At 38.3% G+C, this 24,959-nt stretch carries 19 protein-coding genes; 8 read left to right on the forward strand and 11 right to left on the reverse strand.

Annotated features, from left to right (window positions below):
• The 5 genes from PWU04_RS12095 to PWU04_RS12115 all read right to left on the reverse strand — a co-directional run.
• Positions 1-2,736: L-type lectin-domain containing protein (locus PWU04_RS12095; protein WP_274476375.1), on the reverse strand; the 2,736-nt coding region annotated here is incomplete at its 3' end.
• Between the two features lie 157 nt (positions 2,737-2,893).
• Positions 2,894-4,870 carry a lectin-like domain-containing protein gene (locus PWU04_RS12100; protein ID WP_274476376.1) on the reverse strand — a complete coding sequence of 659 codons (1,977 nt, stop codon included), beginning with the start codon at positions 4,868-4,870 and terminating at the stop codon, positions 2,894-2,896.
• Positions 4,871-5,045: 175 nt separating this feature from the next.
• Positions 5,046-5,552: a YciI family protein gene (locus tag PWU04_RS12105; RefSeq protein WP_274476377.1), complete on the reverse strand. Its 507-nt coding sequence runs from the start codon at positions 5,550-5,552 to the stop codon at positions 5,046-5,048.
• The gene (locus PWU04_RS12110; RefSeq protein ID WP_274476378.1) at positions 5,549-6,022 is read right to left on the reverse strand and encodes a CYTH domain-containing protein; all 474 of its coding nucleotides are present in this window, start codon (positions 6,020-6,022) and stop codon (positions 5,549-5,551) included. Before PWU04_RS12110 ends, PWU04_RS12105 begins: the two co-directional genes overlap by 4 nt.
• Positions 6,019-6,678, reverse strand: coding sequence for an NAD(P)H-binding protein (locus PWU04_RS12115; RefSeq protein ID WP_274476379.1), 660 nt, complete (start codon positions 6,676-6,678; stop codon positions 6,019-6,021). Before PWU04_RS12115 ends, PWU04_RS12110 begins: the two co-directional genes overlap by 4 nt.
• A gap of 41 nt (positions 6,679-6,719) precedes the next feature.
• Between PWU04_RS12115 and dinB the strand changes: the two genes are divergently transcribed.
• On the forward strand, positions 6,720-7,820 hold the full coding sequence (dinB, locus tag PWU04_RS12120) for a DNA polymerase IV (protein WP_274476380.1): 1,101 nt from the start codon (positions 6,720-6,722) through the stop codon (positions 7,818-7,820).
• 56 nt (positions 7,821-7,876) lie between these two features.
• On the opposite strand, the gene pyk is transcribed toward dinB, so the two are convergent.
• The 5 genes from pyk to PWU04_RS12145 all read right to left on the reverse strand — a co-directional run bounded on the left by pyk (position 7,877) and on the right by PWU04_RS12145 (position 12,168).
• Complete coding sequence (pyk, locus tag PWU04_RS12125; protein WP_274476381.1) at positions 7,877-9,304, reverse strand: pyruvate kinase; 1,428 nt, start codon at positions 9,302-9,304, stop codon at positions 7,877-7,879.
• Positions 9,304-9,786 carry an IPExxxVDY family protein gene (locus tag PWU04_RS12130; protein ID WP_274476382.1) on the reverse strand — a complete coding sequence of 161 codons (483 nt, stop codon included), beginning with the start codon at positions 9,784-9,786 and terminating at the stop codon, positions 9,304-9,306. Before PWU04_RS12130 ends, pyk begins: the two co-directional genes overlap by 1 nt.
• Positions 9,787-9,919: 133 nt before the next feature.
• Complete coding sequence (rnc, locus tag PWU04_RS12135; protein WP_274476384.1) at positions 9,920-10,663, reverse strand: ribonuclease III; 744 nt, start codon at positions 10,661-10,663, stop codon at positions 9,920-9,922.
• An 8-nt stretch (positions 10,664-10,671) separates the two neighbouring features.
• Positions 10,672-11,922 carry a beta-ketoacyl-ACP synthase II gene (fabF, locus tag PWU04_RS12140; protein WP_274476385.1) on the reverse strand — a complete coding sequence of 417 codons (1,251 nt, stop codon included), beginning with the start codon at positions 11,920-11,922 and terminating at the stop codon, positions 10,672-10,674.
• Positions 11,923-11,934: 12 nt separating this feature from the next.
• Positions 11,935-12,168 (reverse strand): acyl carrier protein, encoded by a 234-nt coding sequence (locus PWU04_RS12145; protein WP_014781833.1) that lies wholly within the window; start codon positions 12,166-12,168, stop codon positions 11,935-11,937.
• A gap of 184 nt (positions 12,169-12,352) precedes the next feature.
• Between PWU04_RS12145 and purN the strand changes: the two genes are divergently transcribed.
• The 5 genes from purN to PWU04_RS12170 all read left to right on the forward strand — a co-directional run bounded on the left by purN (position 12,353) and on the right by PWU04_RS12170 (position 19,126).
• Entirely contained in the window at positions 12,353-12,919 is a 567-nt protein-coding gene (gene purN, locus PWU04_RS12150; RefSeq protein WP_274476387.1) for a phosphoribosylglycinamide formyltransferase, read from the forward strand.
• Positions 12,920-12,958: 39 nt separating this feature from the next.
• Positions 12,959-13,600, forward strand: a complete 642-nt coding sequence (locus PWU04_RS12155; protein WP_274476388.1) for a ribonuclease H family protein — start codon at positions 12,959-12,961, stop codon at positions 13,598-13,600.
• Positions 13,601-13,741: 141 nt separating this feature from the next.
• On the forward strand, positions 13,742-16,021 hold the full coding sequence (katG, locus tag PWU04_RS12160; protein WP_274476389.1) for a catalase/peroxidase HPI: 2,280 nt from the start codon (positions 13,742-13,744) through the stop codon (positions 16,019-16,021).
• A gap of 226 nt (positions 16,022-16,247) precedes the next feature.
• Entirely contained in the window at positions 16,248-17,174 is a 927-nt protein-coding gene (locus tag PWU04_RS12165) for a PfkB family carbohydrate kinase (RefSeq protein ID WP_274476390.1), read from the forward strand.
• Positions 17,175-17,227: 53 nt separating this feature from the next.
• Complete coding sequence (locus tag PWU04_RS12170; RefSeq protein ID WP_274476391.1) at positions 17,228-19,126, forward strand: amidophosphoribosyltransferase; 1,899 nt, start codon at positions 17,228-17,230, stop codon at positions 19,124-19,126.
• 662 nt (positions 19,127-19,788) lie between these two features.
• On the opposite strand, the gene PWU04_RS12175 is transcribed toward PWU04_RS12170, so the two are convergent.
• On the reverse strand, positions 19,789-20,397 hold the full coding sequence (locus tag PWU04_RS12175; RefSeq protein ID WP_274476392.1) for a superoxide dismutase: 609 nt from the start codon (positions 20,395-20,397) through the stop codon (positions 19,789-19,791).
• Between the two features lie 124 nt (positions 20,398-20,521).
• On the opposite strand from PWU04_RS12175, the gene PWU04_RS12180 reads away from it, so the two are divergent.
• Together PWU04_RS12180 and kbl are read left to right on the forward strand one after the other, a co-directional pair.
• Positions 20,522-23,671 (forward strand): UvrD-helicase domain-containing protein, encoded by a 3,150-nt coding sequence (locus PWU04_RS12180; RefSeq protein WP_274476393.1) that lies wholly within the window; start codon positions 20,522-20,524, stop codon positions 23,669-23,671.
• A gap of 21 nt (positions 23,672-23,692) precedes the next feature.
• Entirely contained in the window at positions 23,693-24,886 is a 1,194-nt protein-coding gene (gene kbl, locus PWU04_RS12185; protein WP_274476395.1) for a glycine C-acetyltransferase, read from the forward strand.
• Positions 24,887-24,959: the final 73 nt, after the last annotated feature.

Raw genomic sequence — 24,959 nt, forward strand, 5'->3', positions numbered from 1 at the left:
CTCCTCCATCTGGTCGCCAGGGTTGTTCTCATCACATAGGCTAAGCGGTGTTGGCTGGGCCAGTACCGGTAGCTGGTTCACGATAAGCTCCAAACTGGTAACACTGGTACAGCCCGAAGCAATATCCACCACGTTAACCCATACCGTCTGTGCATAGGCTACCGTATTGGTATAGTTACCTGGAAGTACGATAGGATTTGTACCAGTAATAGCATTGGCTTCAGTTTCGTAAAACCCAATCAGATAGTCCATTGGGTCTAGTCCGTTAAGTATCTCACCCTCTTTTAAATTTAAGTTAAACTGGGCTATACCGTCATCACTGGCATCGTCGCACACCTCTAGTGGTGATGGGTCCATAATCTGTGGCTCTGGATGAACGATTAACTGTACCTCTATGATGGTGGGACAGTCTGTGGCGATGGCCATACTCTCCACATTGGCGTAAAGGGTCTGTTGGCAGGCAACTATATTGTTATAAGGCACATTTGTGTCTATGGCATTGACTCCAAAAAGGGCATCGTCCATGGTCTCGTGGTAGGTCACAACAAGGGTGGTATCTCCACCGGTAATCTCCCCATCCAAGCTGGCTAAGTCAAACTCAGAAAAACAGTCCGCATCGGGGTCGCACACCTCATACGGCGCCGGTATGTTGGCACCCGGTGCCTGTTGCACAGACAGCTCAACTAATGTGGTGGCATAACAACCTGTGGCTTCATTCTCCAATCTGGCATAAATGGTCTGCGGATTGGAAATATTGGTATAAGGTATTGACAATGGATTTAAATTATTATCAGCATCCGTTTGGCTGTAATAATAGCTTACCGAATAACCAGGAACGCTACCACTAATGTCGGCGCTAACTAAGGTAAGGTCGATAGACGTCAGTCCATCGGCTATGTTATCGTCGCATACAGCCAATGTCGGGTTGGGATTGTTGATCGTTGGTTGTTGGTGTACGATCACCGTTTCTGCCGTTGTGGAGGGACAGTCGCCATTGGTAGTATATTCCACAGTGTACACATCACCAGGGTTCCCTCCGGTGATGGTTCCCGTTACTGCATCTATTGTCCCTGGACCTGTCATAGAGGTCATCGAATAGGTCCCGCCTGGGGTTACAGCTTCAGCCATAGCTCCATCGCAGGTTGGTGAAAGCGTAAAACTCGCATCGTCGTTGGCTAGAAGGGTTACTGTTACAGACTCATTGATCTCCGTAAAACAATTTGAAGGCTGGTAAGTATATTCGACTCCATCAATCCAATACCCTAAATTTGAGCTCGTAAAAGTAAGTGTATTGGTTTGCTGTGCGGTAGTATATGATATGTACTGGATTGTATTTGGAGTTCCAGAGTTAATGGTTTGAACATTAACACCATCAGAGACAGTCATTACAGAAGCATTAGAATTAGGACTTACACTCAAAGTTATTGTTGTTCCCTCAGGAACAGCATCTTCAAGGGTTAATACCATGGTTTGGTCTGCACTAGAAATTTGAGCGGAGTTTGTATTATTTGCTGAACTCCCTACTGTCAATATTGCCCCTAAAGCATTAGCATTAAATTCACCCCCATTAGCACTAATAGCATTTCCTGAGATTAAATCAAAATTTGTTTCAGATGACACCACCGTTAAAGTCTGGTCTTCTGTTATGGAAGGAATTATTATGGAAGCTACTCCCAAATCACCTAAGGAAACGGATTGGTTAGCACCTCCGTTTAAATGATAGGTAACTATGGTATTGGGAGTTCCTGTAATTTCAAATTCAGCATTCCCTCCAGGACACACAGAACTTGACACATAGTTTACGTTAGCTAATGATTCAGGTATTACCGTAACATCAAAACTATTCGTTAATATAACTTCCCCACAATTATCAGTAATGGTTACTGTATAGGTTGTGTCTGAATCAGGTGAAAATGTAGGGGTTGGACTCGTGGGATCACTAACTCCACTTATGGGCGACCATTGAAATGTTGCATTGGAATATGAAACATCAACATTATCGATAGTTTCTCCGTAACAAATTTGTTGATCATAAATATTTACATCATTTAAAAAAGATATATATTTAAAACATATCTGTTGAAGGTTATAATACCCTCCTGTTGAACCGGTAAACCCAAAATAAACACTTGATGCGCCATTAAAAGCAACATTTATCAAATCTCCGGTATAAGATATACGTTCAGCACAGTCGAAGAAAACTTTAAATGTTTGAGTAGTCGCCCGCCATTGAATTTTTACTTCATGAGTATTACCATCTTCTATATTTACTGAAGTTGCCGAAGCATTAACAGGCCCGTCGAGGTTAGACGTAGAGGCATGGTTACTAACACCATTTTTGAGCAATGCAACGTGATCTCCATAGGGATCTGCCCTGTTACCGTTTTGATAGGTATCGAATTCAACAATGAGGGATGATAAAATCCCCTCATATCCAACACCTCCCCCTGATGCCCCTATAGTTGGTAAAGGTGTCGTTTTCATAACAAATGCAAGGCCATCGGCACCATTTGCATCATTACTTCCAAAATCTGCATCAAATATTATATCAAAATCATCATTTAGATCTATTGCATTATTGTACCATACTGCTCCCGATTGGTTATTGGTAGCACTAGTGATTTTATAGCAATCATCACCAACTAAAACCGCATCGTCTACAAATGATGGGATAAGCTGTGCAAACATTTTAACGCTAAAGAGCAAGAGTATAGCTAAAGTTTTGGCAGTTCTCATATCAGTTATTGGGGATTTTAATTCTTAAAAGCTTGCATGAAAATTATCTTCTTTAAGTAAAACAATATTATTATCAAACTATTTTAGAGCACAAAACAAGCAAAGCTTAAAAACGCCCTACAAAGTAGGGCGTTTAGCTATATAATCATTGTATATATTATCTGGTTAAATAAACCCAACCGGTTTTAGTTTTACCTCCATCATATTCTACTTGATAGAAATATGTTCCTACAGGAAGTTCATCACCTCCTTCAGATTGACCATACCATTGATTAGTATAGTCATTTCTTGAATACACTAACGTTCCATATCTATTGTAGATATTAATGCTTGTTACAGCAAGTCCACTTAACTCAAAGAAGTCATTGTAAGTATCTCCATTAGGTGTAATTACCTGAGGAAACTCACCACATTTCTCAGACACTAACACTTGAGCTTCACTAAAACAATGTGTTAGGACATTTTCAACTCTAACAACATACATTCCAGGAGTTTGAACAGACAATACCATTTCATTTTCACCATCAACTTGAATACCATCCATATACCAAGTAATATCTACTTCAGATTCTGTTAAGTCATTGATAACAACACTTACATCTATTGACTGATTCCCTGTAGGGCACACCTCATACTCTTGATCGAACAAAATCACTGGATCTTCACCTGAAATCAAGTTAAACGAAATTGTACTAATACACCCTGAGGCATTATCAGTTACTTCTACTAGAATAGCCTCTCCATTCGGTACTCCTAAATACTGATTTGGAGTATTTATCACATTAAAAGATTCATCATAATAACTAACTGTTACATCTGTTAATCCATTCAACAATTCACCTTCAACAAGAGTTAAATCATAATTAGCTAGACCGTCTGCATCATTATCACACATTGCCAAATCACTTGGCTGAACCAATGCCGGACCATCTGAAAAGCCTAAGCTTAACTCCAAAACCTCATAACATGTAGAAGCATTTTCTACTCTAATAAAAATTGTCTCACCAGAACTTGTATAATTAGAAACAGTAGCTATTGGATTAACATTATTAGCAGCATCTTCTAAAGTATTGAAGTATGTGATAGTTGCGCCAGTAACCGTCGCCAAAATATCACTTTCAAAAATGGTTAAATCAAAATCAGCTGATCCTGAATTATTATCACATACTGTAGATTCCAATGGCAGACCATCATTAAAATCACTCAAGTCAAAATCTTCTACATTTATCGTAAATGAAGAAGGAGTCAATAAAAGCCCACAATTATCTAATATATAAACTGTATATTCAGTAGTCTCTGTAGGTGTAAAAACTGGGTTTGGACTGTTTGGATTACTTACTCCTGTTGTTGGAATCCAATCGTATGAAGCTCCTAATTCATAAGTAACATCAATATTTGACACAGAATCACCTGAACAAATTGATTCGTCCTGTAATTCGAGGGTATTAGCAAACGAAACATATTTAAAGCAAAGCTGTTGAAGACTTGAAGAACCACCAGTAGACCCCGTAAATCCAAAATATACATTTGTAAGGCCACTAAAGACAGTATTCACTATATCTCCGGTATAGGAAAGTCGCTCCGAACAATCAAAATACACCTTAAATGTCTGAGTATCCACTCTCCAGGTAACTTTTACCTCATGATAAACTCCATCTTCAATATTACCTGACGAAGCAGATGCATCCACTGGCCCAGCTAAATTATAGGTTGAAGCATGATCTGCAACACCATTATACGTTAAAGCAACATGGTCAGCAGCGGGGTCACTTCTGTTCCCATTCTGCCAAATATCAAATTCAACGGCTAGCGAATTGTTAATCCCTTCGTAACCTAAACCTCCTCCAGGAGTTCCTATTATTGCATTTGCATTAGACTTTATTACTAATGCCATCCCATCGGCACCACCATCGTTATCACTGAAACTAAGATCGAAAACGATATCAAAATCCTCAGTTAAATCAATAGGGTTGTCATACCAAACTGCTCCTCTTTGAGTTGGGAGGTCATCTGTAATTCTGTAACAGTCATCTCCTAGCGAAACTGCATCTTGGACGAACGTAGGAACCAACTGAGCATAATTGTTAAAAATACCGCAAAAAAATATTAATGCGGTTAATGTTAATGATCGCATACTTGTTTTATTGTTGTTTAGTTTAAAAAATGTTTAGGCTAATCTGAATTGGAATCCATAGCATAATTCCAAATTCGCGTAAAAATAGCACCTTATTAAAGGCATTCCTCTTAATTAACCCTCATTAACCTTGGTCAACCTAACAAAATAAACTCAAGACGCTTACAGCTCAAAATCACCTCAAAGAAAATCCTTTGGCAGCCCACCAAGGGTGAATTTCTATCACCAATCGACCACTCTTAACCATTGGATCCAAATTAGCAAGACTATCGGCCATTTGTTGTGTAGGCACATTGTATATGGTTATTCCACGAATAATTCCGTCGTCTCCAAAAGGACCAGAGATATCAGCAAAACCTTGATCATACATACGCCCCAAATGAGCCAAGTGCAACCTTTGAAGGCTATCGGCTTCTACCTTTGTTTGAGAACGATTAGACCCACTTTTTAAAAATGCCATGAAGTACTGTTGCATAATAATGGTGTCTCCCGTTTTTTCGTCCACATAATCAAAAGTCTTGAAACCCTTACTTTCTAAATCTGTTTTAATTTCTTTGATTGAAACCTTTTGAACCTCCTCTACAACTTCCTCGTCAGTTATGGATTGTTTATTATTTTGACTATTACAGGCTACTAAACTAACAAGTGATAATACAATACATAAAGATTTAATTTGTTTCATAAGTTCCATGTTTTAAAGGGTTGCTTACTCAATTGTGAATTATAATATTTTGTTTGTCCGGTAACCTCTTGTCCCAGCCATTTTGGTTTATCAAAGTTTTCATCTACTGATGACAACTCTATCTCTGTGATAATCAGACCCTCATTATCTCCAAAAAACTCATCAACCTCAAACAGGTGATTGCCAAAAGGAACGTCGTAACGAACCTTTTCAATAACACCAGGTTCGCAAAGCGCAAGTAAAGCTTCGGCTTCGGACTTTGGAATAAGTTTTTCCCATTCAAAACGACTTAACCCATCTTTCGAGCTTTTTCCTTTAACAGTTATCACCCCGTCTTCACCCACCAACCGTACTCTTACGGTTCGTTCGGGATGGGTGTTTAAAAACCCTTGAACTATTCGCTTTTGTTTTGAAGCCTCTTTTTTAAATGCATCAGAGAGCACCAAATACTTACGCTCTATTTCTATCATTTATTTACCAGTATTTTTATTTTATCTGAAGTTATACGGCCAGATTCATAGTCATGATTATTTAACCAAACCATACAATTGGCTATTGTCTTTGCACCAATAGACTTATAGGTTTTCAAACTTCCAACAAGCAAAGGATTAAAAATTTTCATAACAAACTTGGCTAAACTTTCTCCAAACCTACTTTCTTGCCTATCTCCTGTAATTAAGGATGGTTGCAATATGTAGGTGTTGGGAATTTGCAACCCCAAAACGGCTTCTTCCATCCTCCCTTTGGTTCGGTTGTAAAAAATATTGCTGTTTTTATTCGCCCCTAAGGCAGATACAACTATAAAAGTATTGATATTATTGGCTTTGCAAAGTTCGGCTGAATCGACAGGAATACCGTAATCAATTTTCACGTAGGTTTCTTTATCGGGAGTTTTAACCTTTGTTGTTCCAACACAACAAAATACGACATCACCTTTAAAAATATCCTGGTAATCTTTTAGGGAAAAGACATCTATTAAGTGTTCTTCCAATTTAGGGTTAGAAATACCGCATGTAGATCGACTAAACAACATAATTTTTGAATACCGCTCGTCTTTCAAAAGTCTGTGCAAAAGGAGTTTTCCCGTCAATCCTGTTGCTCCCAATATGATTGCTGTTTTCCCCATAGATTATATTGGCTTTGATAAAGATATTATAATTTTACAAGATGCAACCAGAGCTTTCCATTAGAAAAATTATCCATGTAGATATGGACGCTTTTTACGCTTCTGTCGAGCAAATGGACAATCCTAATTTAAAGGGAAAGCCCATTGCAGTAGGCGGCAGCTCTAAACGCGGAGTTGTTAGCGCTGCCAGTTATGAAGCTAGGAAATTTGGTGTACGAAGTGCCATGAGCGGTATGCTGGCAAAACGACTTTGCCCTGAGCTCATTTTTGTTAGACCACGCTTTGACCGCTATCATGAAATCTCAAAGAAAATAAGAAAGATATTCTTCGAGTATACGGATTTGGTTGAACCTCTTTCATTAGATGAGGCTTATCTAGATGTTACCAAAAACAAGAAGAACCTTCACAGTGCCACACTAATTGCCCAGGAAATACGTAGCCGCATTCACAATGAAGTTGGCCTAACAGCGTCGGCAGGTATTTCCATCAATAAATTTATTGCCAAAGTCGCCAGTGACTACAATAAACCCAACGGGCAGAAAACCGTAAACCCCGAAGAGGTACTTTTGTTCTTGGAAGATTTGGACATTAGGAAGTTTTATGGGATAGGCAAAGTAACTGCCGAACGTATGTACCAACTAGGTATTTTCACCGGTAAGGACCTGAAAGGGAAATCGATAGAGTTTCTTGAAAGTCACTTTGGGAAGTCGGGAAGCTACTATCACCATGTAGTTCGAGGGGTTCACAATAGCCCAGTAAGACCCAATCGTATAAGAAAATCACTGGCCGCAGAACGCACTTTTAGCGAAAATCTTTCCAGCGAAATATTTATGCTTGAGAAACTGGAGAATATTGCCGAAGAGGTTGCTAGAAGACTAGCCAAAAGTAAAGTAGCAGGCAAGACCATTACCCTGAAAATTAAGTATAGTGATTTTTCCCTACACACTAGAAGCAAAACACTCCCTTATTTTATAAGTGATAAAAGCTTAATTATAGAAACAGCTAAAGAACTTCTTTATCAGGAAAGGCTTGAAAACTCTGTTAGGCTTCTTGGTATTTCACTTTCTAACCTGAATACCGATAAACAAAAACAAGCCAAAGAAACCAAAACTGTTAGTGTACAACTGAAGTTTGATTTTTAAAACAAAAGCACCACAAATTGTGGTGCTTTCTTTATTATTTAATGAAGAGAAGTATTTTAAATTTCCGTCACTCTAAGAGTATTTACCATCCCTTTATCCTGTATTGGCATAGCCGCTAAACTAATTAGCATATCTCCAGGCTCCAAATATCCCATATCCTGAGCCATGGCATTTACATCTTCTATAGTTTCATCGGTGCTAACAAATCTATCATAGTAAAAAGCTTTAACACCCCAAAGCAAACTCAATTGGGTTAAGATGTGCTTATTTGAGGTAAACACTAAAATATGTGCTTTTGGACGCCAAGCAGAAATTTGGAAAGCTGTATACCCACTGTTCGTTAAAGTTGAAATTGCTTTTGCATTAATTTCATTAGCCATTAAAGACGCATGGTAACAAATCGATTTTGTAATATAACGCTTAGTACGGATATGCGGTGGTGCCTGTGGCACTTGGATAAGTGGAGAATCTTCAACACTTCTAATTATATCCGCCATTTTTGCTATAACTTGAATTGGATACGACCCCACTGAGGTTTCTCCAGAAAGCATTACCGCATCGGCTCCATCCATAACCGAGTTGGCCACGTCATTAACTTCTGCTCTAGTAGGAGTTAAACTGGAAATCATCGACTCCATCATTTGTGTTGCGATTATTACCGGAATACGGGCTTGCTTAGCACGATGTACAAGCTTCTTCTGAATTAAAGGCACTTCTTGTGCTGGAATTTCAACCCCTAAATCGCCACGTGCAACCATTAACCCATCACAATAAGCGACGATTTTATCTATATTTTCAACCGCCTCAGGCTTTTCTATTTTAGCGATTATAGGAATTTTATGGCTGCTGTGCTCCCGGATCAATTCCTCCAATTGAATTAAATCATCTGCGTGTCTTACAAAAGACAATGCAATCCAATCTACTTCCTGCTCAATTGCAAAGATGGCATCAGCGATATCTTTTTCCGTTAAAGCCGGTTGTGAAATATTTGTATTCGGAAGATTAACACCTTTTCTAGAACGTAAAGGCCCCCCTTGAACAACTCTAGTAATCACCTCAGTTTTTCTATCGGTAGAAACCACTTCAAAAATCAGCTTTCCATCATCCAACAAAATGCGTTCACCTGGATTTGTGTCCATTGGAAAATTGTCATACGTCATGTAGACTCTTTCCTTAGTCCCCTCAAACACTTCTCCAGTAGCGAAAATAATCTCATCATTTTTATTGACAATCACCTCCTCCTTCATTATGCCTACTCGCAATTTAGGTCCCTGAAGATCTGCAAGAATAGCAGCATTATAACCATACTCGTCATTAAGTTCACGAATCATATCTATTCGCTCCTTAACATCGCTATAATCGGCGTGAGAAAAATTAATTCTAAACACATTTACTCCTTCGTCCAACATTCCTTTCAAAACATCTTTAGTACTTGTGGAAGGACCTAGAGTGGCAACTATTTTTGTTTTTTTTCGTAAAAGCATCAATCAAAAATTAAATGGTGTTTCAACTTTATTTTATCGGAATCTAATGAATAGGCGGTAACAACTTGCGGTATTTTTTGGATTTTATCAAGAAGCAACTTTTCTTTGGTGCTTTGAGAAAGACCTTTAACTTTAAGAATATAGTTCACTTTTTTGTATTCTGGCACCAAATAAAAAGGTTTTACAACCTTGGTTTGAGCACTGAAGAGAGAGACAGCTTGACTTTCATCCTCAACTTCCAGTCTACAAATATTTGAAACCAAATTCCAACTGCTCTGCATTTTTTCATCGTCCCACTCAAAGATGGCATAGGTTTGATTGCTCCTAAAGTCCAAATCCTTGGTTTTTCGCTTCAAACCAATATCTAAATACCTATTAATTAAATATGCTAAACGATAGTCGTCAATCGTACAGTGAATTCCAAATAAGGCATAAGGTTCTTCTTCAAAAAAGTCTTCTAAACTGAGTTTATGAACCGCCATAGATTACTTAATTAGTCACGTAAATATAGTATTAAATAAGGCATAAACACATTATTTGAGCTAAACTTAATACAAAATTATTTACGAAAACGTTGTAGTTATACAGAAGTATATTACTACATTTTTAAAAGAATTATTGCTGGGATTTTGTTATTTGCTTTTGAAAAACAAAATAAGCACGCTTAGATGCTTTCTCTTCGGCCTTCTTTTTTGACGTAGCTCGCGCTTTGGTTACCACCTTTCCATCGATAGAAAGCTTTACCGCAAAGTGACGCACATCGTCATTACCGGTATCGTCATAAACATTATAGTCGAAGGTTCTCTTTTCTTTCTGACACCATTCAATCAGCAAACTCTTATAACTAATAACCTTACCTTCCAATTTGCCAATATCTACGTAAGGAATAATAACCCTTTTATAAATAAACTTCTCACAATATTTATAGCCTCTATCTAAAAATATGGCACCAATGAGAGCTTCAAAAAGATTTCCATGAATGTTATCACCAAACTGTCCCTTAGGAATTTTACTCTCTACAAGATCGATAAGACCGAGTTCTTTTCCCAGTTCGTTAAGATGCTCACGACTTACAACTTTTGAACGCATTTTTGTAAGGTAACCTTCATCACCACCGGGCACTTCTAAATATAGGTGTGAGGCTATTACGGATCCAAGCATAGCATCTCCTAAAAATTCAAGACGCTCATAGTTAATAGCGTTTCCCTCCCCATCTTTCAGGTTCATCGAACGGTGGGTAAATGCCTTTTTATAATATCTTATTGTTTTGGGACGGAATCCTAAAATCTTATAAACAGACATAAAAAAATTCCCGTCGTCTTTCGAACGGGAATTTAATATGTTGCGAATGGATTTCATTCGAATATTTAATCTATTTTCTTGAACAACACACAAGCGTTGTGACCACCAAAACCAAAGGTGTTACTCATGGCTACTTTAACGTCACGCTTTTGGGCTTTGTTTAAAGTTAAATTCAACTCAGGGTCTATGTTTTCATCTACTGTTGAATGGTTAATTGTTGGCGGTACAATACCGTGCTCCATAGCCATTAAGGAAGCAATTGCCTCAATAGCACCTGCAGCCCCCAACAAGTGACCTGTCATAGATTTTGTAGAGTTAATATTTATGTTCTTTGCATGATCGCCAAACACTTCAGAAATAGCCTTTAATTCTGCCACGTCTCCAAGCGGAGTTGAAGTTCCGTGTGTATTAATATGATCTACTTCTTCAGGTTTAACACCTGCATTCTCTAAACAATTTTTCATTACAGCAATCACTCCAATACCATCAGGATGTGGAGCTGTCATGTGGTAGGCATCAGACGACAATCCTCCACCAACAACTTCAGCATAAATCTTGGCACCGCGTGCTTTAGCGTGCTCATATTCTTCAAGAATGATAGCTCCTGCACCTTCACCCAATACAAACCCATCACGAGTAGCATCAAAAGGTCTTGAGGCCGTTTCAGGACTTTCATTTCTTGTAGACAGTGCATGCATCGCATTAAAACCACCCATTCCAGCAATGGTTACTGCAGCTTCACTTCCTCCAGTTACAATAACATCACAATGTCCTAATCTAATATAATTAAGCGCATCGATAATTGCATTGGCAGAAGAAGCACAGGCCGACACAGTGGTATAGTTAGGTCCCATAAATCCATTTTTAATGGAAATGTTACCTGGCGCAATATCTGCAATCATTTTAGGGATGAAAAACGGATTGAATCGTGGAGAACCATCTCCAGCGGCATAATTTAACACCTCTTGCTGGAAAGTTTCCAAACCTCCAATACCTGCTCCCCAAATAACACCAACTCGTAATTTGTTAATGGTATCCAAATCCAATTTTGAATCAGCAATAGCTTCATCAGATGCAACCATAGCATATTGGGTGAATTTGTCCATTTTACGAGCCTCTTTTCTATCAAGAAAATCGGTAGCGTTAAAGTTTTTTAATTCGCAAGCGAATTTGGTTTTGAACTTTTCAGTATCAAAATATGTTATAGGCGCGGCACCACTTTTACCACTAACCAATCCATCCCAATACTCATCTTTAGTATTGCCGATAGGGGTTAAAGCACCTATACCTGTAACTACAACTCGCCTTAATTCCATAAAGTAAATTCCTTATTTAGCAGCTTCAATATAAGATATCGCTTGACCTACTGTTGCAATGTTTTCAGCTTGATCGTCTGGTATTTGAATGTCAAATTCTTTTTCAAACTCCATGATTAACTCAACGGTGTCTAATGAATCTGCTCCTAAGTCGTTAGTGAAGCTAGCCTCATTTACAACTTCGTTTTCATCTACACCTAATTTGTCTACGATAATCGCTTTTACTCTTGATGCAATGTCTGACATAATCTTTAATTTTAAGTTTTAATTTAGGAGGCAAAAATAAAAAACTTTATTTTAATACACACCTTTACTTAAAAAATGTGTCCGTAATTTAGTAAAATAAAATTGAAGTATTTATTTTTTACCTTCTATTTGTTCTGAATTATTCTTTTTTTTGCGGTAATATTCAACTCCTTAAATATCTGTTATGAAGCGTATCGTAATTTTTGCTTCGGGCTCTGGCTCCAATGCCGAAAACCTTATCAAATACTTTAGAAACACTACTACTTCAGAAGTAGTACAAGTATTGACCAACAACCCACATGCTAAAGTATTGGACCGCTGTAAAACCCTTAAAGTTAGTGCGCTTTCATTTAACAGAACAGCGTTTACTGCTAGTGAGGATGTACTAAACCTATTAAAGGCAGCCCAACCAGACCTTATTGTTTTGGCTGGCTTCCTCTGGAAAATGCCAGAGAACATCATAGCAGCATTCCCTAATAAAATTATAAACATACACCCTGCTCTATTACCAAAGTTTGGAGGAAAGGGAATGTACGGGATGCATGTCCACAATGCCGTAGTAGAAAATAAGGAAACCAAAACCGGTATTACCATACATTACGTAAACGAAAATTACGATGAGGGCACTACCATTTTCCAAGCAACATGCGAAGTAACGCCAACCGATACGGCTGACGATGTCGCTTCAAAAATCCATGAATTGGAAATGGAACATTTCCCTAAAGTGGTAGAAAAACTGTTGACCGAGTAATTAACAAGGTAAAGATCCCTGTTTTCACAGGAACAGAAGATGGGCAAAAAAAAGAAAAAATACTACACTGTTTGGAAGGGTCATCACACTGGGATCTTTGAATCCTGGGATGACTGTAAAGCACAAATCAAGGACTATCCCGGCTCACTCTACAAATCATTCCCAACCTTCGATGCTGCAAAAAAAGCCTACAAAGGAAATTATAAAGACTACGTTGGCAAAACCAAAACCTTAACTAGCGGACTCTCTGATGAACAGCTTAAAAAAATAGGTCTACCCAATTACAACTCCATTTCGGTTGATGCAGCTTCAAGTGGCAACCCTGGAAGAATGGAATATAGAGGTGTAGACACCAAAACGAAAAAGCAGCTTTTTATTCAAGGTCCCTTTGAAGAAGGTACAAATAACATTGGAGAGTTTTTAGCTATTGTTCACGGACTGGCATTTTTAAAAAAACACAATAGCAACCTTATTATTTACACCGACTCAAAAACAGCTATTAGTTGGGTAAAACGAAAGACGTGTAACACTAAATTGGAACGCACACAAAAGAACAAACCTCTTTTTGAATTGGTAGACCGTGCCGTGCACTGGTTAAAAACCAACACCTACACCACTACTATCGTAAAATGGGAAACCAAAGCCTGGGGAGAAATACCAGCAGATTTTGGAAGGAAGTAACTTCAAACCTAAAACTACACCCCAAACAGCAATCAATATTATCAATTTAAATATCAAAACAATCAATATTGTTTATAGTAGTAAAAATCTGTTAAGTAAGTAGTATTGCATGTAATCTTCATTAACTAAAATTACAAGCAAATGAAAAACCTAACATTGTTTGGCTGTCTCTTAGCGGTGAGTACAATATTCACTTCCTGCCAAAACAAAAATGAACAAATTGCTGATTTAGATGCTAAATCTGGAGCCACAAAACAAAGCAACTCCAATCTTAAGGCTACAAGCAACAGTGACTGGTGGCCAAACCAGCTAAACCTTACTATTCTTCGTCAGAACTCAGCGCTTTCCAACCCTATGGCTGAAAATTTTAATTACATCGAAGAATTCAACAAACTTGATTACGATGCCCTAAAAAGCGACATAAGGAAAGTGCTAACAGAATCTCAAGACTGGTGGCCAGCCGATTTTGGGCATTATGGTGGTCTCTTTATTAGAATGGCATGGCACAGCGCCGGAACCTATCGTACTGGTGACGGGCGTGGAGGCTCTCGCTCAGGGCAACAACGCTTTGCCCCGTTAAACAGTTGGCCGGACAATGCCAATTTAGATAAAGCAAGGAGATTGCTTTGGCCTATTAAACAAAAATACGGAAAGCAAATCTCTTGGGCCGACTTGATGGTACTTACAGGCAACGTAGCCCTAGAAGACATGGGGTTTGAAACCTTTGGATTTGCAGGTGGTAGAGAAGATACCTGGGAACCGGAAATAGACGTTTACTGGGGTGCAGAAAACAAATGGCTTTCTGACGAATCGCGCTACTCAGGAAATCGCAAATTAGAAAACCCATTAGCAGCAGTACAAATGGGGTTGATTTACGTAAACCCTGAAGGCCCGAACGGAAATCCAGACCCGATGCTAGCAGCAGAAGACATCCGCCAAACCTTTGGCAGAATGGGTATGAACGACGAGGAAACCGTTGCCCTGATTGCAGGTGGTCATACCCTGGGGAAAGCGCACGGAGCAGGCGATGCCTCTAATGTAGGTCCCGACCCAGAAGCAGCTGGAATCGAGGAACAGGGTTTTGGATGGAAAAGCACCTATAAATCAGGAAAAGGAGCTGACGCTATTACTTCAGGCCTTGAAGTAACCTGGACAGCAACACCAACTAAATGGAGTCATCTGTTTTTCTTTAGCCTTTTCGAAAATGAATGGGAATTAACCAAAAGTCCTTCAGGTGGACACCAATGGGTAGCCAAAGGCGAACCAAAAATGATGGTACCTGATGCCTTCGACTCTGAAAAGAAACACAAACCAACCATGTTCACTACCGACCTTTCACTTAGATTCGACCCTGGATTCGAAAAAATATCAAGAAAGTTTTACGAAAACCCAGAATTATTCAACAAGGCATTTGCTAGAGCTTGGTTTAAACTAACCCATCGAGACATGGGCCCAAAAACAACATATCTAGGACCAGAAGCTCCAGCTGAAGACTTAATCTGGCAAGACCCAATACCTGTAATAAACCACGAACTAATAAACAAACAGGATATCGAGTCTTTAAAATCAATCATCCTGAATTCTGGCTTAACGATTAGCGAAATGGTCTCTACCGCATGGGCTTCTGCTTCTACGTACCGTGAATCGGATAGAAGAGGCGGAGCTAATGGAGCAAGAATTCGCCTTGCCCCGCAAAAAGACTGGGAAGCCAACAACCCTGACCAACTAGCCAAAGTATTGGCAGTATTGGAAAAAATCCAAAGCGACTTCAATTCCAAGTCTACAAACAAAAAAGTTTCTGTAGCAGATTTAATTGTACTCGCAGGCGATGCAGCCATAGAAAAAGCAGCAGCCAATGCAGGCCACCCTGTAACCATACCTTTTGTTCCTGGAAGGATGGACGCCCTTCAAGAACAAACAGATGTCAACTCTTTTGCAGTACTAGAGCCAATGGCAGATGGCTTCCGAAACTACCTAAAAACAAAGTACACTATTCCTACAGAAGAGCTTTTAATAGACAAAGCACAACTCCTTACCTTAACCCCACCTGAAATGACAGTTTTGGTCGGAGGAATGCGCAGCCTGAACGCCAACTATGACGGATCTAACAAGGGAATTTTTACAGATAAAAAAGATGAGCTTACGAATGATTTCTTCACAAATCTTTTGGACATGAGCACAGAGTGGAAAGCTACATCAGACAGCAAAGAGGTATTTGAAGGACTGGATAGAAAAACCGGTAAACACAAGTACACGGCTACTCGTGCTGATTTGATTTTCGGATCTAACTCTGAACTTAGAGCCTTAGCTGAAGTCTATGCCAGTGCCGATGCCAAGGAAAAATTCATCAATGACTTCGTGGCTGCTTGGGACAAGGTTATGAAACTTGACAGATTTGACCTTGTGTACACTAAAAATTAAAAGTCATTACATGATACTAATCACTATTTCAATAAAGGCACGAACACGAAGTTTCGTGCCTTTATTGTTTATTATTTCTTGATAACCGCTCACAAAACCCAACACATCTTAAAACCAACACATTAAACACGAAACATCACAACTTACACTATAACAACATTTTAACTTATACATTCCTTGTTTATATATATATACAGTATATTTGCAAAAAATTTCAACGCGCTTTATGAGCAAACTAGTTATTGTTGGGACGGTAGCCTTCGATGCCATTGAAACCCCTTTTGGCAAAACCGATAAAATCCTTGGTGGTGCCGCCACCTTTATAGGCTTAGCCGCCTCCCAATTTCATGTTGATTCCTCTATAGTTTCGATTGTTGGTGGAGATTTTCCTAAGGAACACCTCGACTTACTTTCAAACAAGGATATTGACCTTAGTGGTATAGAAATCGTTAAAGAAGGAAAAACCTTTTTCTGGAGCGGTCGTTACCATAACGATATGAACTCTCGAGACACATTAGCAACGGAGCTTAATGTTCTTGCAAATTTCAACCCCGTGGTGCCTCAGGAATATAGAGATGCAGAAGTGGTAATGCTAGGTAACTTACATCCGCTTACTCAAATTAGCGTGTTGGAACAAATGAACAACAACCCAAAATTGGCCATTTTAGACACCATGAACTTCTGGATGGACAATGCATTGGAGGATTTGCACAAGGCTCTAAAACTGGTTGACGTTATTACCATCAACGACGAAGAAGCCAGACAGCTTACAGGAGAATATGCCCTTGTAACTGCTGCTAAGAAAATCCAAGACATGGGACCTAAATACGTGGTGATTAAAAAAGGTGAACATGGAGCCTTATTATTCCACAATGACAATGTTTTCTTTGCTCCCGCCCTTCCTTTAGAGGAAGTTTTTGACCCAACAGGTGCTGGGGATACATTTGCAGGGGGATTTGCAGGATATCTAGCAAAAACAGGAGACTTCTCCTTTGAAAACATGAAAAACGCTGTAATTTATGGATCTACATTAGCTTCGTTCTGTGTAGAAAAATTTGGAACCGAGCGCATGACCAACCTCACAAATAAAGAGGTTCATCAGCGCCTACAGCAGTTTAAAGATTTAACTCAATTTGAAATAGAACTATCATAATATCGCGCGCCTTTATGGCGCGCTTTTAACTCTTACAACACAACAACAGGATTATGAGCGATGCTTTAAAACATGAATGCGGAATAGCACTCATCAGACTCAAAAAACCACTAGAATTCTACAAAGAGAAGTACGGTACGGCGTTTTACGGTGTAAACAAGATGTACCTGATGATGGAGAAGCAACACAACCGTGGCCAAGATGGAGCAGGGTTTGCCAGCATTAAACTGGACACCCAACCTGGTGAACGCTACATTAGCCGCGTTCGTTCTATTGCACAACAACCTATTCAAGATGTATTTGCACAAATTAACCAGCGAATTAACAACGAATTTGCTGAACACCCAGAATATGTTGACAATGTAGCTCTACAGAAAAAACATATCCCATATATCGGCGAAGTGATGCTAGGGCATGTTCGTTATGGAACATTTGGAAAAAACAGTGTAGAAAGTGTTCACCCGTTTTTAAGACAAAACAACTGGATGTCTCGCAACCTAATTGTTGCCGGAAACTTTAACATGACCAATGTTAATGAACTTTTCGATAACTTAATCCGTTTAGGGCAGCATCCAAAGGAAAAGGCCGACACTATTACCGTAATGGAAAAAATAGGTCACTTCCTAGATGACGCCGTTTCTAAACAATATAAAAAACTTAAAAAGGAAGGCTACACAAAACACGAAAGCTCACCACTTATTGCAGAGCGCTTAAACATTGCCAAAATCCTTAAGAAAGCTTCTAAAAACTGGGATGGCGGTTATGCAATGGCTGGTTTATTAGGTCACGGTGATTCGTTTGTTTTACGTGATCCTGCAGGAATCCGCCCTGCGTTTTATTACGAAGATGATGAAGTTGTCGTTGTAGCATCGGAGCGCCCAGTAATTCAAACCGTTTTCAATGTTCCTTTTGAAACGATCCATGAATTAGATCCTGGACACGCTATTATTACTAAAAAATCAGGAGAAACGGAAATAACAAAAATCATTGAACCGTTAGAAAGAAAAGCTTGTTCTTTTGAACGTATTTATTTCTCTAGAGGTAGCGATGCAGAAATCTACCAAGAACGTAAAGATCTTGGAAAACTGCTAATGCCAAAGGTTTTGGAAGCGATTGAAAATGACACGAAAAACACTGTTTTCTCTTATATTCCAAACACAGCTGAAACGTCTTTCTTCGGAATGATAGAAACGGTTGAAAAACACCTCAACGAAAAGAAAACCCAAGCCATCCTAGATGGAAACGGCCAACTTTCAGCAGATCGCGTGAAAGAAATCTTGGCTGAGCGCCCTAGAATTGAAAAGATTGCTATAAAAGACGCTAAACTTCGCACATTCATTACCGAAGATAGTAGTCGTGATGATCTAGTAGCTCACGTTTACGACGTTACTTACGGCGTTATTAAGCCTAAAGACAACCTTGTAATTATAGACGACAGTATTGTAAGAGGAACTACTCTTAAAAAGAGCATTATAAAAATGGTTGACAGGCTTAAGCCTAAAAAGATTGTGGTTGTTTCGTCAGCTCCTCAAATACGATACCCTGATTGTTATGGTATTGACATGGCAAACCTAGAAAGCCTTGTAGCATTCAGAGCTGCCTTGGAATTATTAAAGGACAATAACCAATATCATTTGGTGGACGAAGTATACAAAAAATGTAAAGCTCAGGTTGATTTACCTGACGCAGAGGTACAAAACTTCGTCAAGGAAATCTATGACTCGTTTACTGATGAGCAGATTTCAGACAAGATTTCAGAATTGTTAAGTGATGAGACTGTTAACGCTGAGGTAAAAATCATTTTCCAATCAGTTGAAAACCTACATAAGGCCTGCCCTAAAAACCTAGGGGACTGGTACTTTACGGGAGATTATCCAACTGACGGAGGTAACCGAGTTGTTAACCGCGCATTTATAAATTTTGTTGAAGGAAATAAAGAACGCGCATACTAAATAAGCCACAATAGGCTTGTAATTAAAGGGATACAAAACACACTTAATCCGATTTAAGTGCATTTAATCTAAAAGATTATAGCTGTTATAAAATTAAAATTAATTTAGTATCACCATAACATAAGTAGGTTAAGTTCATGGTAGATTTGGGGCAAAAAAGGTGAGTACAATACTCACCTTTTTTATTTTATATAAATCCCCTTTTTGGTCTCTTCAGCCGATTTCTCTTCAATCTCATTTAGACTGATTTATATACCATTCAACTATTTTTTTTCGCGCCTAAGCTTCGGTCGCACTATATTCGTAGGACCATAACATAAGTAGGTTAAGTTTATGGTAGATTTGGGGCAAAAAAGGTGAGTACAATACTCACCTTTTTTATTTTACGCAACCTCAGAAAATCCCTCCTGTTATACCTAAATAGGGTTAACCACCTTTTAGTCCGATTTTTATACCATTCAACCATTAAATTTTCCCACAAACATCAATGCGACTTATCTTCGTAAGACCATAACATAAGTAGGTTAAGTTTATGGTAGATTTGGGGCAAAAAGGTGAGCATTACGCTCACCTTTTTATTTTCATCACCTAACTCTTTGCTAAAGACACAAAAAAAGCAGCCCAAACGGCTGCTTTGAAGTTTATTAAAGCAATCTTGATAATTACTTGTTCTCAGAATAACGACGTTCTACCTCGTTCCAGTTGATTACGTTAAAGAAAGCCTCTATATAATCTGGTCTTCTATTCTGATAATTTAAATAATATGCATGCTCCCAAACATCCAATCCTAAAATAGGCGTTCCTTGACATGTAACACCAGGCATTAATGGATTATCTTGGTTTGGAGTAGAACATACCTCAACCTTACCTCCTTTGTGAACACAAAGCCAAGCCCAGCCAGAACCAAACTGAGTAGCCGCTGCTTTACTAAATGTATCCTTAAAAGCATCGAAAGAACCATAAGCCGCCTCAATAGCATCTTTTAATTCACCAGACAAACGCCCTTTTCCTTCTGGGTTCATCACATCCCAAAATAAAGAGTGGTTGTAAAAACCTCCTCCATTATTTCTTACTGCACTATTGCTCATATCTAAGTTAGCTAGAATATCTTCAATAGACTTTCCTTCCAAATCAGTTCCTGCAATGGCATTGTTTAAATTATTGGTATAACCAGCATGATGTTTACTGTGGTGGATTTCCATGGTACGTGCATCAATATGAGGCTCTAAGGCATCGTATGCGTATTTTAACTTTGGTAATTCAAAAGCCATAATAATGTTGTTTATATATTAGTGTAAAAATTCCCTCAAATTTAAAGATAAAAGCCCGCAATTAAAAATATTTAATAGCAATCGAATCATCGATAGTTTTTATCTTGTATTCAAATTTCTTTTCATGGAAAACAACACGCCTTTTACCATCTACAACGCCTCTGCTGGAAGCGGAAAAACATTTACTTTAGTAAAAGAATATCTCAAGGTTGTATTAGGCAACAAAACCAACGATAGCTTTAAAAACATACTCGCCATTACCTTTACCAACAAAGCTGTTGGCGAAATGAAAGAACGCATTATAGCTACCCTAAGGGACTTCGCATCTGAAGACATTCTAATAAATCCAACAGACATGTTCAAAACGCTCTGTGATGACCTTCAAGTTACTCCAGAAAGACTTCACACAAAGTCTAAAAATGTACTAGAAACCATTTTACACAATTATGCTTCGTTCGACATTTCTACTATTGACGGATTTACCCATAAAATCATCCGCACTTTTGCACACGATTTAAATCTACCCCTAAATTTTGAAGTGGAACTCGACCAAGATAGTCTTTTGACTGAAGCAGTGGACAGACTCATTGCAAAAGCTGGAACTGATAAACAGCTCACCAAAGTACTGGTAGAGTTTGCAATTGAAAAAGCTGACGATGATAAAAGCTGGGATGTATCGTTCGATTTCAATAAAATAGCTAGACTTCTGGTAAGCGAAAACGACAGATTATATATATCACTCTTATCCGATAAAACATTTGATGATTTTAAGGTTCTAAAAACCAATTTGCGAAGCTTGATTAAGGAAACCGAAAAGGCAATCATTGATACTGCTGAAGGGGTATTAGCTCTCATTAGTGAATGCGGTCTTGAGCACAGTGATTTTAGCAGAGGCTCCGTACCCAACCATTTTAAAAAAATGAGTCAAGGGGTAATTGACTTATCCTTCGGATTGAAGTGGCAGGAGGAAATTCACGACAAGCCATTATACCCAAAAAAAGTATCGTCAGGAACAGCCCAAACAATCGATGGAATTCAACTTGAAATTGGTGCTGCTTTTGAAAAAACCAAAGCTTTGGTTTTCCATATAAAGTTTCTAAAACAATTTTATAAAAATATAACTCCCCTATCAGTTCTTAACGCCATAAACAAAGAATTGGATGACCTTAAAAACGAACAAAACAAGATTCTAATCTCTGAGTTTAACGGCATAATTAGCCATGAGCTAAAAAACCAACCCACACCCTTTATATACGAACGTTTGGGAGAGAAATTTATGCACTATTTTATAGATGAGTTTCAGGACACATCAGAGATGCAATGGAACAACTTAATCCCACTAATCAACAATGCATTGTCTGGTCAAAACTTAAAAGGGCAAGCGGGAACAGCCATGCTAGTAGGCGATGCCAAACAATCTATTTACAGATGGCGGGGAGGAAAAGCGGAACAATTTATCGACCTCTGCAACAACCATAACCCTTTTTACATTGAAAAAAAGGTAGAAACACTTCCTGCGAACTATAGAAGTTTTAAGGAAGTTGTGAATTTCAACAATGGCTTTTTCACCTACCTTTCAGAGAACATGTTTAGCGACACCAGTTATGGAGAACTCTACCAAAAAAGTGCAAAACAAGATCTTAAAATCGACAATCAAGGCTGTGTAAGCTTAAGCTTTTTGGATATAGAACGTGGAGATAATCGGGATGAAATTTACCCTGAAGCTGTGAATAGCAAAATAGAACAATGCTTGGCAAACGGGTTTACCCTTAAAGAGATTTGCGTATTAGTTCGCAAGAAAAAGGAAGGTGTTGCCATTGCAGATTTTTTAAGTGAAAAAGGCTTAAAAATTACATCTTCGGAAACCTTGCTAATAAACAATGCTCCTCAAGTGCAGTTTTTAGTGAATTTAATGAAACTGTTCGTTCAGCCAGACAACCATGAAATTACCGTTGAAGTTCTTCATTTCCTATCTGATTATTGGAACATTGAAGACAAACACAACTTTTTCAAAACCCACGTCAAACTTTCCGCAGATAAGCTATTGAATAGTTTTAACAACTATGGTGTTTCCATTCAAATGCCCATACTACTTAGTCTTACTTTATACGATATGGCCGAAACTTTGGTTAGAGAATTTAAACTCGTAAAAAACTCCAATGCCTACATTCAATTTTTCTTGGATCTAATATTGGATTACTCCCAGAGCCATAGCCCTGATCTCTTGTCGTTTTTAGACTATTATGAAGCAAAAAAAGACAATCTGAGCATTGTATCCCCTATTAATCAAGATGCCGTCAGTATAATGACCATTCACAAATCTAAAGGGCTAGAATTTCCTGTAGTTATCTTCCCTTATGCCGACTTAGATATATACAGAGAGCGTGAGCCTATGGCTTGGTTTCCTCTTAATACTGATGAATATGAAGGGTTTGATTATGCCCTATTAAACTATAACAATGATTTTGTACAGTTTGGAAAGTCAGGCGAAAAGATTCATTCAAGCCACCAAGCAGAATTAGAATTAGACAACATAAACTTGCTTTATGTAGCATTAACAAGGGCAGTGGAACAATTACATATTATTTCCAGTTTAGATATAAATAGCAAAGGGGAAACAACAATGAAAAAATACTCTGGCTTATTAATCAATTATCTTAATGATATTGGAAAATGGAGAGACTCCCAACACGATTATTGCTTTGGCAGTTTTAAAAAAATATCCATAGCCAAGGAGAAGAATGAGGAAAACCACTTACAGGAAGACTTTATTTCTATCCCTAAACACGAACACAACATTAATATTGTGACTAAGTCAGGTTATTTGTGGGACACAGCTCAAGAAAAAGCTATTGAAAAAGGGAACCTCATCCACAATATTATGGCTAAGATCAAAACTAAGACAGATGTCACCAATACCATGAGACTTTTTATTAAAGACAACATAATCACAACTGATCAAGGTCAAATTTTAGAGAATTTGACCTATCAAATTGTGAATCATGAATTACTGAGGCCCTATTACAGTACTGAATACGAAATTTACAACGAAAGAGAAATTATTACAGAAAACGGTCAAATATTGAGACCCGACAGAGTTGTTATTACCCCAGATAAGAACGCCATAATTTTAGATTACAAAACCGGAGAGGCTTTACCAAGTCATGAAACACAAATTAACAGCTACGGAAAAGCTGTAGAATCTTTGGGGTTTACAGTCGCCAAAAAAATTCTCGTCTACACGAATGATGAGATTACCGTAAAAGAAGTATAAATTTGCAAAAAACTTAGTATCATGTACGGAAAAATAGAACAATATCTAAAAGAAGAAATACAAGACATCAAAGACAATGGTCTTTATAAAGAAGAGCGCATCATTACTTCTCCTCAAGGAGCAGAAATCACACTTAATACTGGTCAGAAAGTTTTGAATTTTTGCGCCAACAATTACTTGGGATTATCATCCCATCCTGATGTAATCCAAGCTGCAAAAGATGCTATGGATACTCATGGATTTGGTATGTCATCTGTACGTTTTATTTGCGGAACACAGGATATCCATAAAACATTAGAACAAAAAATAGCTGATTTCTACGGCACTGAGGACACAATTCTATACGCTGCTGCATTTGATGCCAATGGAGGTGTTTTTGAACCACTTTTAGGTCCTGAAGATGCAATAATTTCAGACTCATTGAACCACGCTTCTATTATCGATGGTGTTCGTTTGTGTAAAGCCGCCCGTTACAGGTATCAAAACAATGATATGGCAGATTTGGAAGAACAGCTTAAAGCTGCTAACGATAAAGGAGCCAGATTCAAAATAATTGTTACAGACGGTGTATTCTCAATGGATGGCCTAGTGGCACCATTAGATAAAATTTGTGACCTAGCCGATAAATACGATGCATTGGTTATGATTGATGAATGCCATGCTGCTGGATTTATTGGCGAAACCGGACGAGGCACTTTAGAAGAAAAAGGAGTTTTAGGACGAATTGATATTATCACAGGAACTTTGGGCAAAGCCTTAGGCGGAGCTATGGGAGGCTATACTACAGCTAAAAAAGAGGTAATCGATATGCTTCGACAGCGTTCTAGACCTTACTTATTCTCAAACTCTTTGGCTCCAGCTATTGTAGGTGCATCAATTAAAGTGTTTGAGATGCTCGAAAAAGACACCTCTTTAAGAGACAAGTTAGAATGGAACACGTCTTACTTTAAAAAAGGGATGAAAGAAGCTGGGTTTGATATCATAGATGGAGACTCTGCTATTGTACCGGTAATGCTGTACGATGCAAAGCTTTCTCAAACCATGGCTAATATGTTATTGGAGGAAGGAATCTATGTTATCGGATTCTTTTACCCTGTAGTGCCAAAAGAAAAAGCAAGGATAAGAGTTCAGCTGTCTGCCGCCCATACCCAAGGACATTTAGATAAAGCTGTCGCAGCATTTATTAAGGTTGGAAAGACATTAAATATTATTTAATATGTAAATTAAAACGTGCTTAACTCCCTCAAAATTCGTACAAATAGCCATTTTTTTTATATCTTTAGTTTTG

Origin of the sequence: Mangrovimonas aestuarii, from assembly GCF_028767185.1 — a bacterium.
Classification (GTDB): domain Bacteria; phylum Bacteroidota; class Bacteroidia; order Flavobacteriales; family Flavobacteriaceae; genus Mangrovimonas_B; species Mangrovimonas_B aestuarii.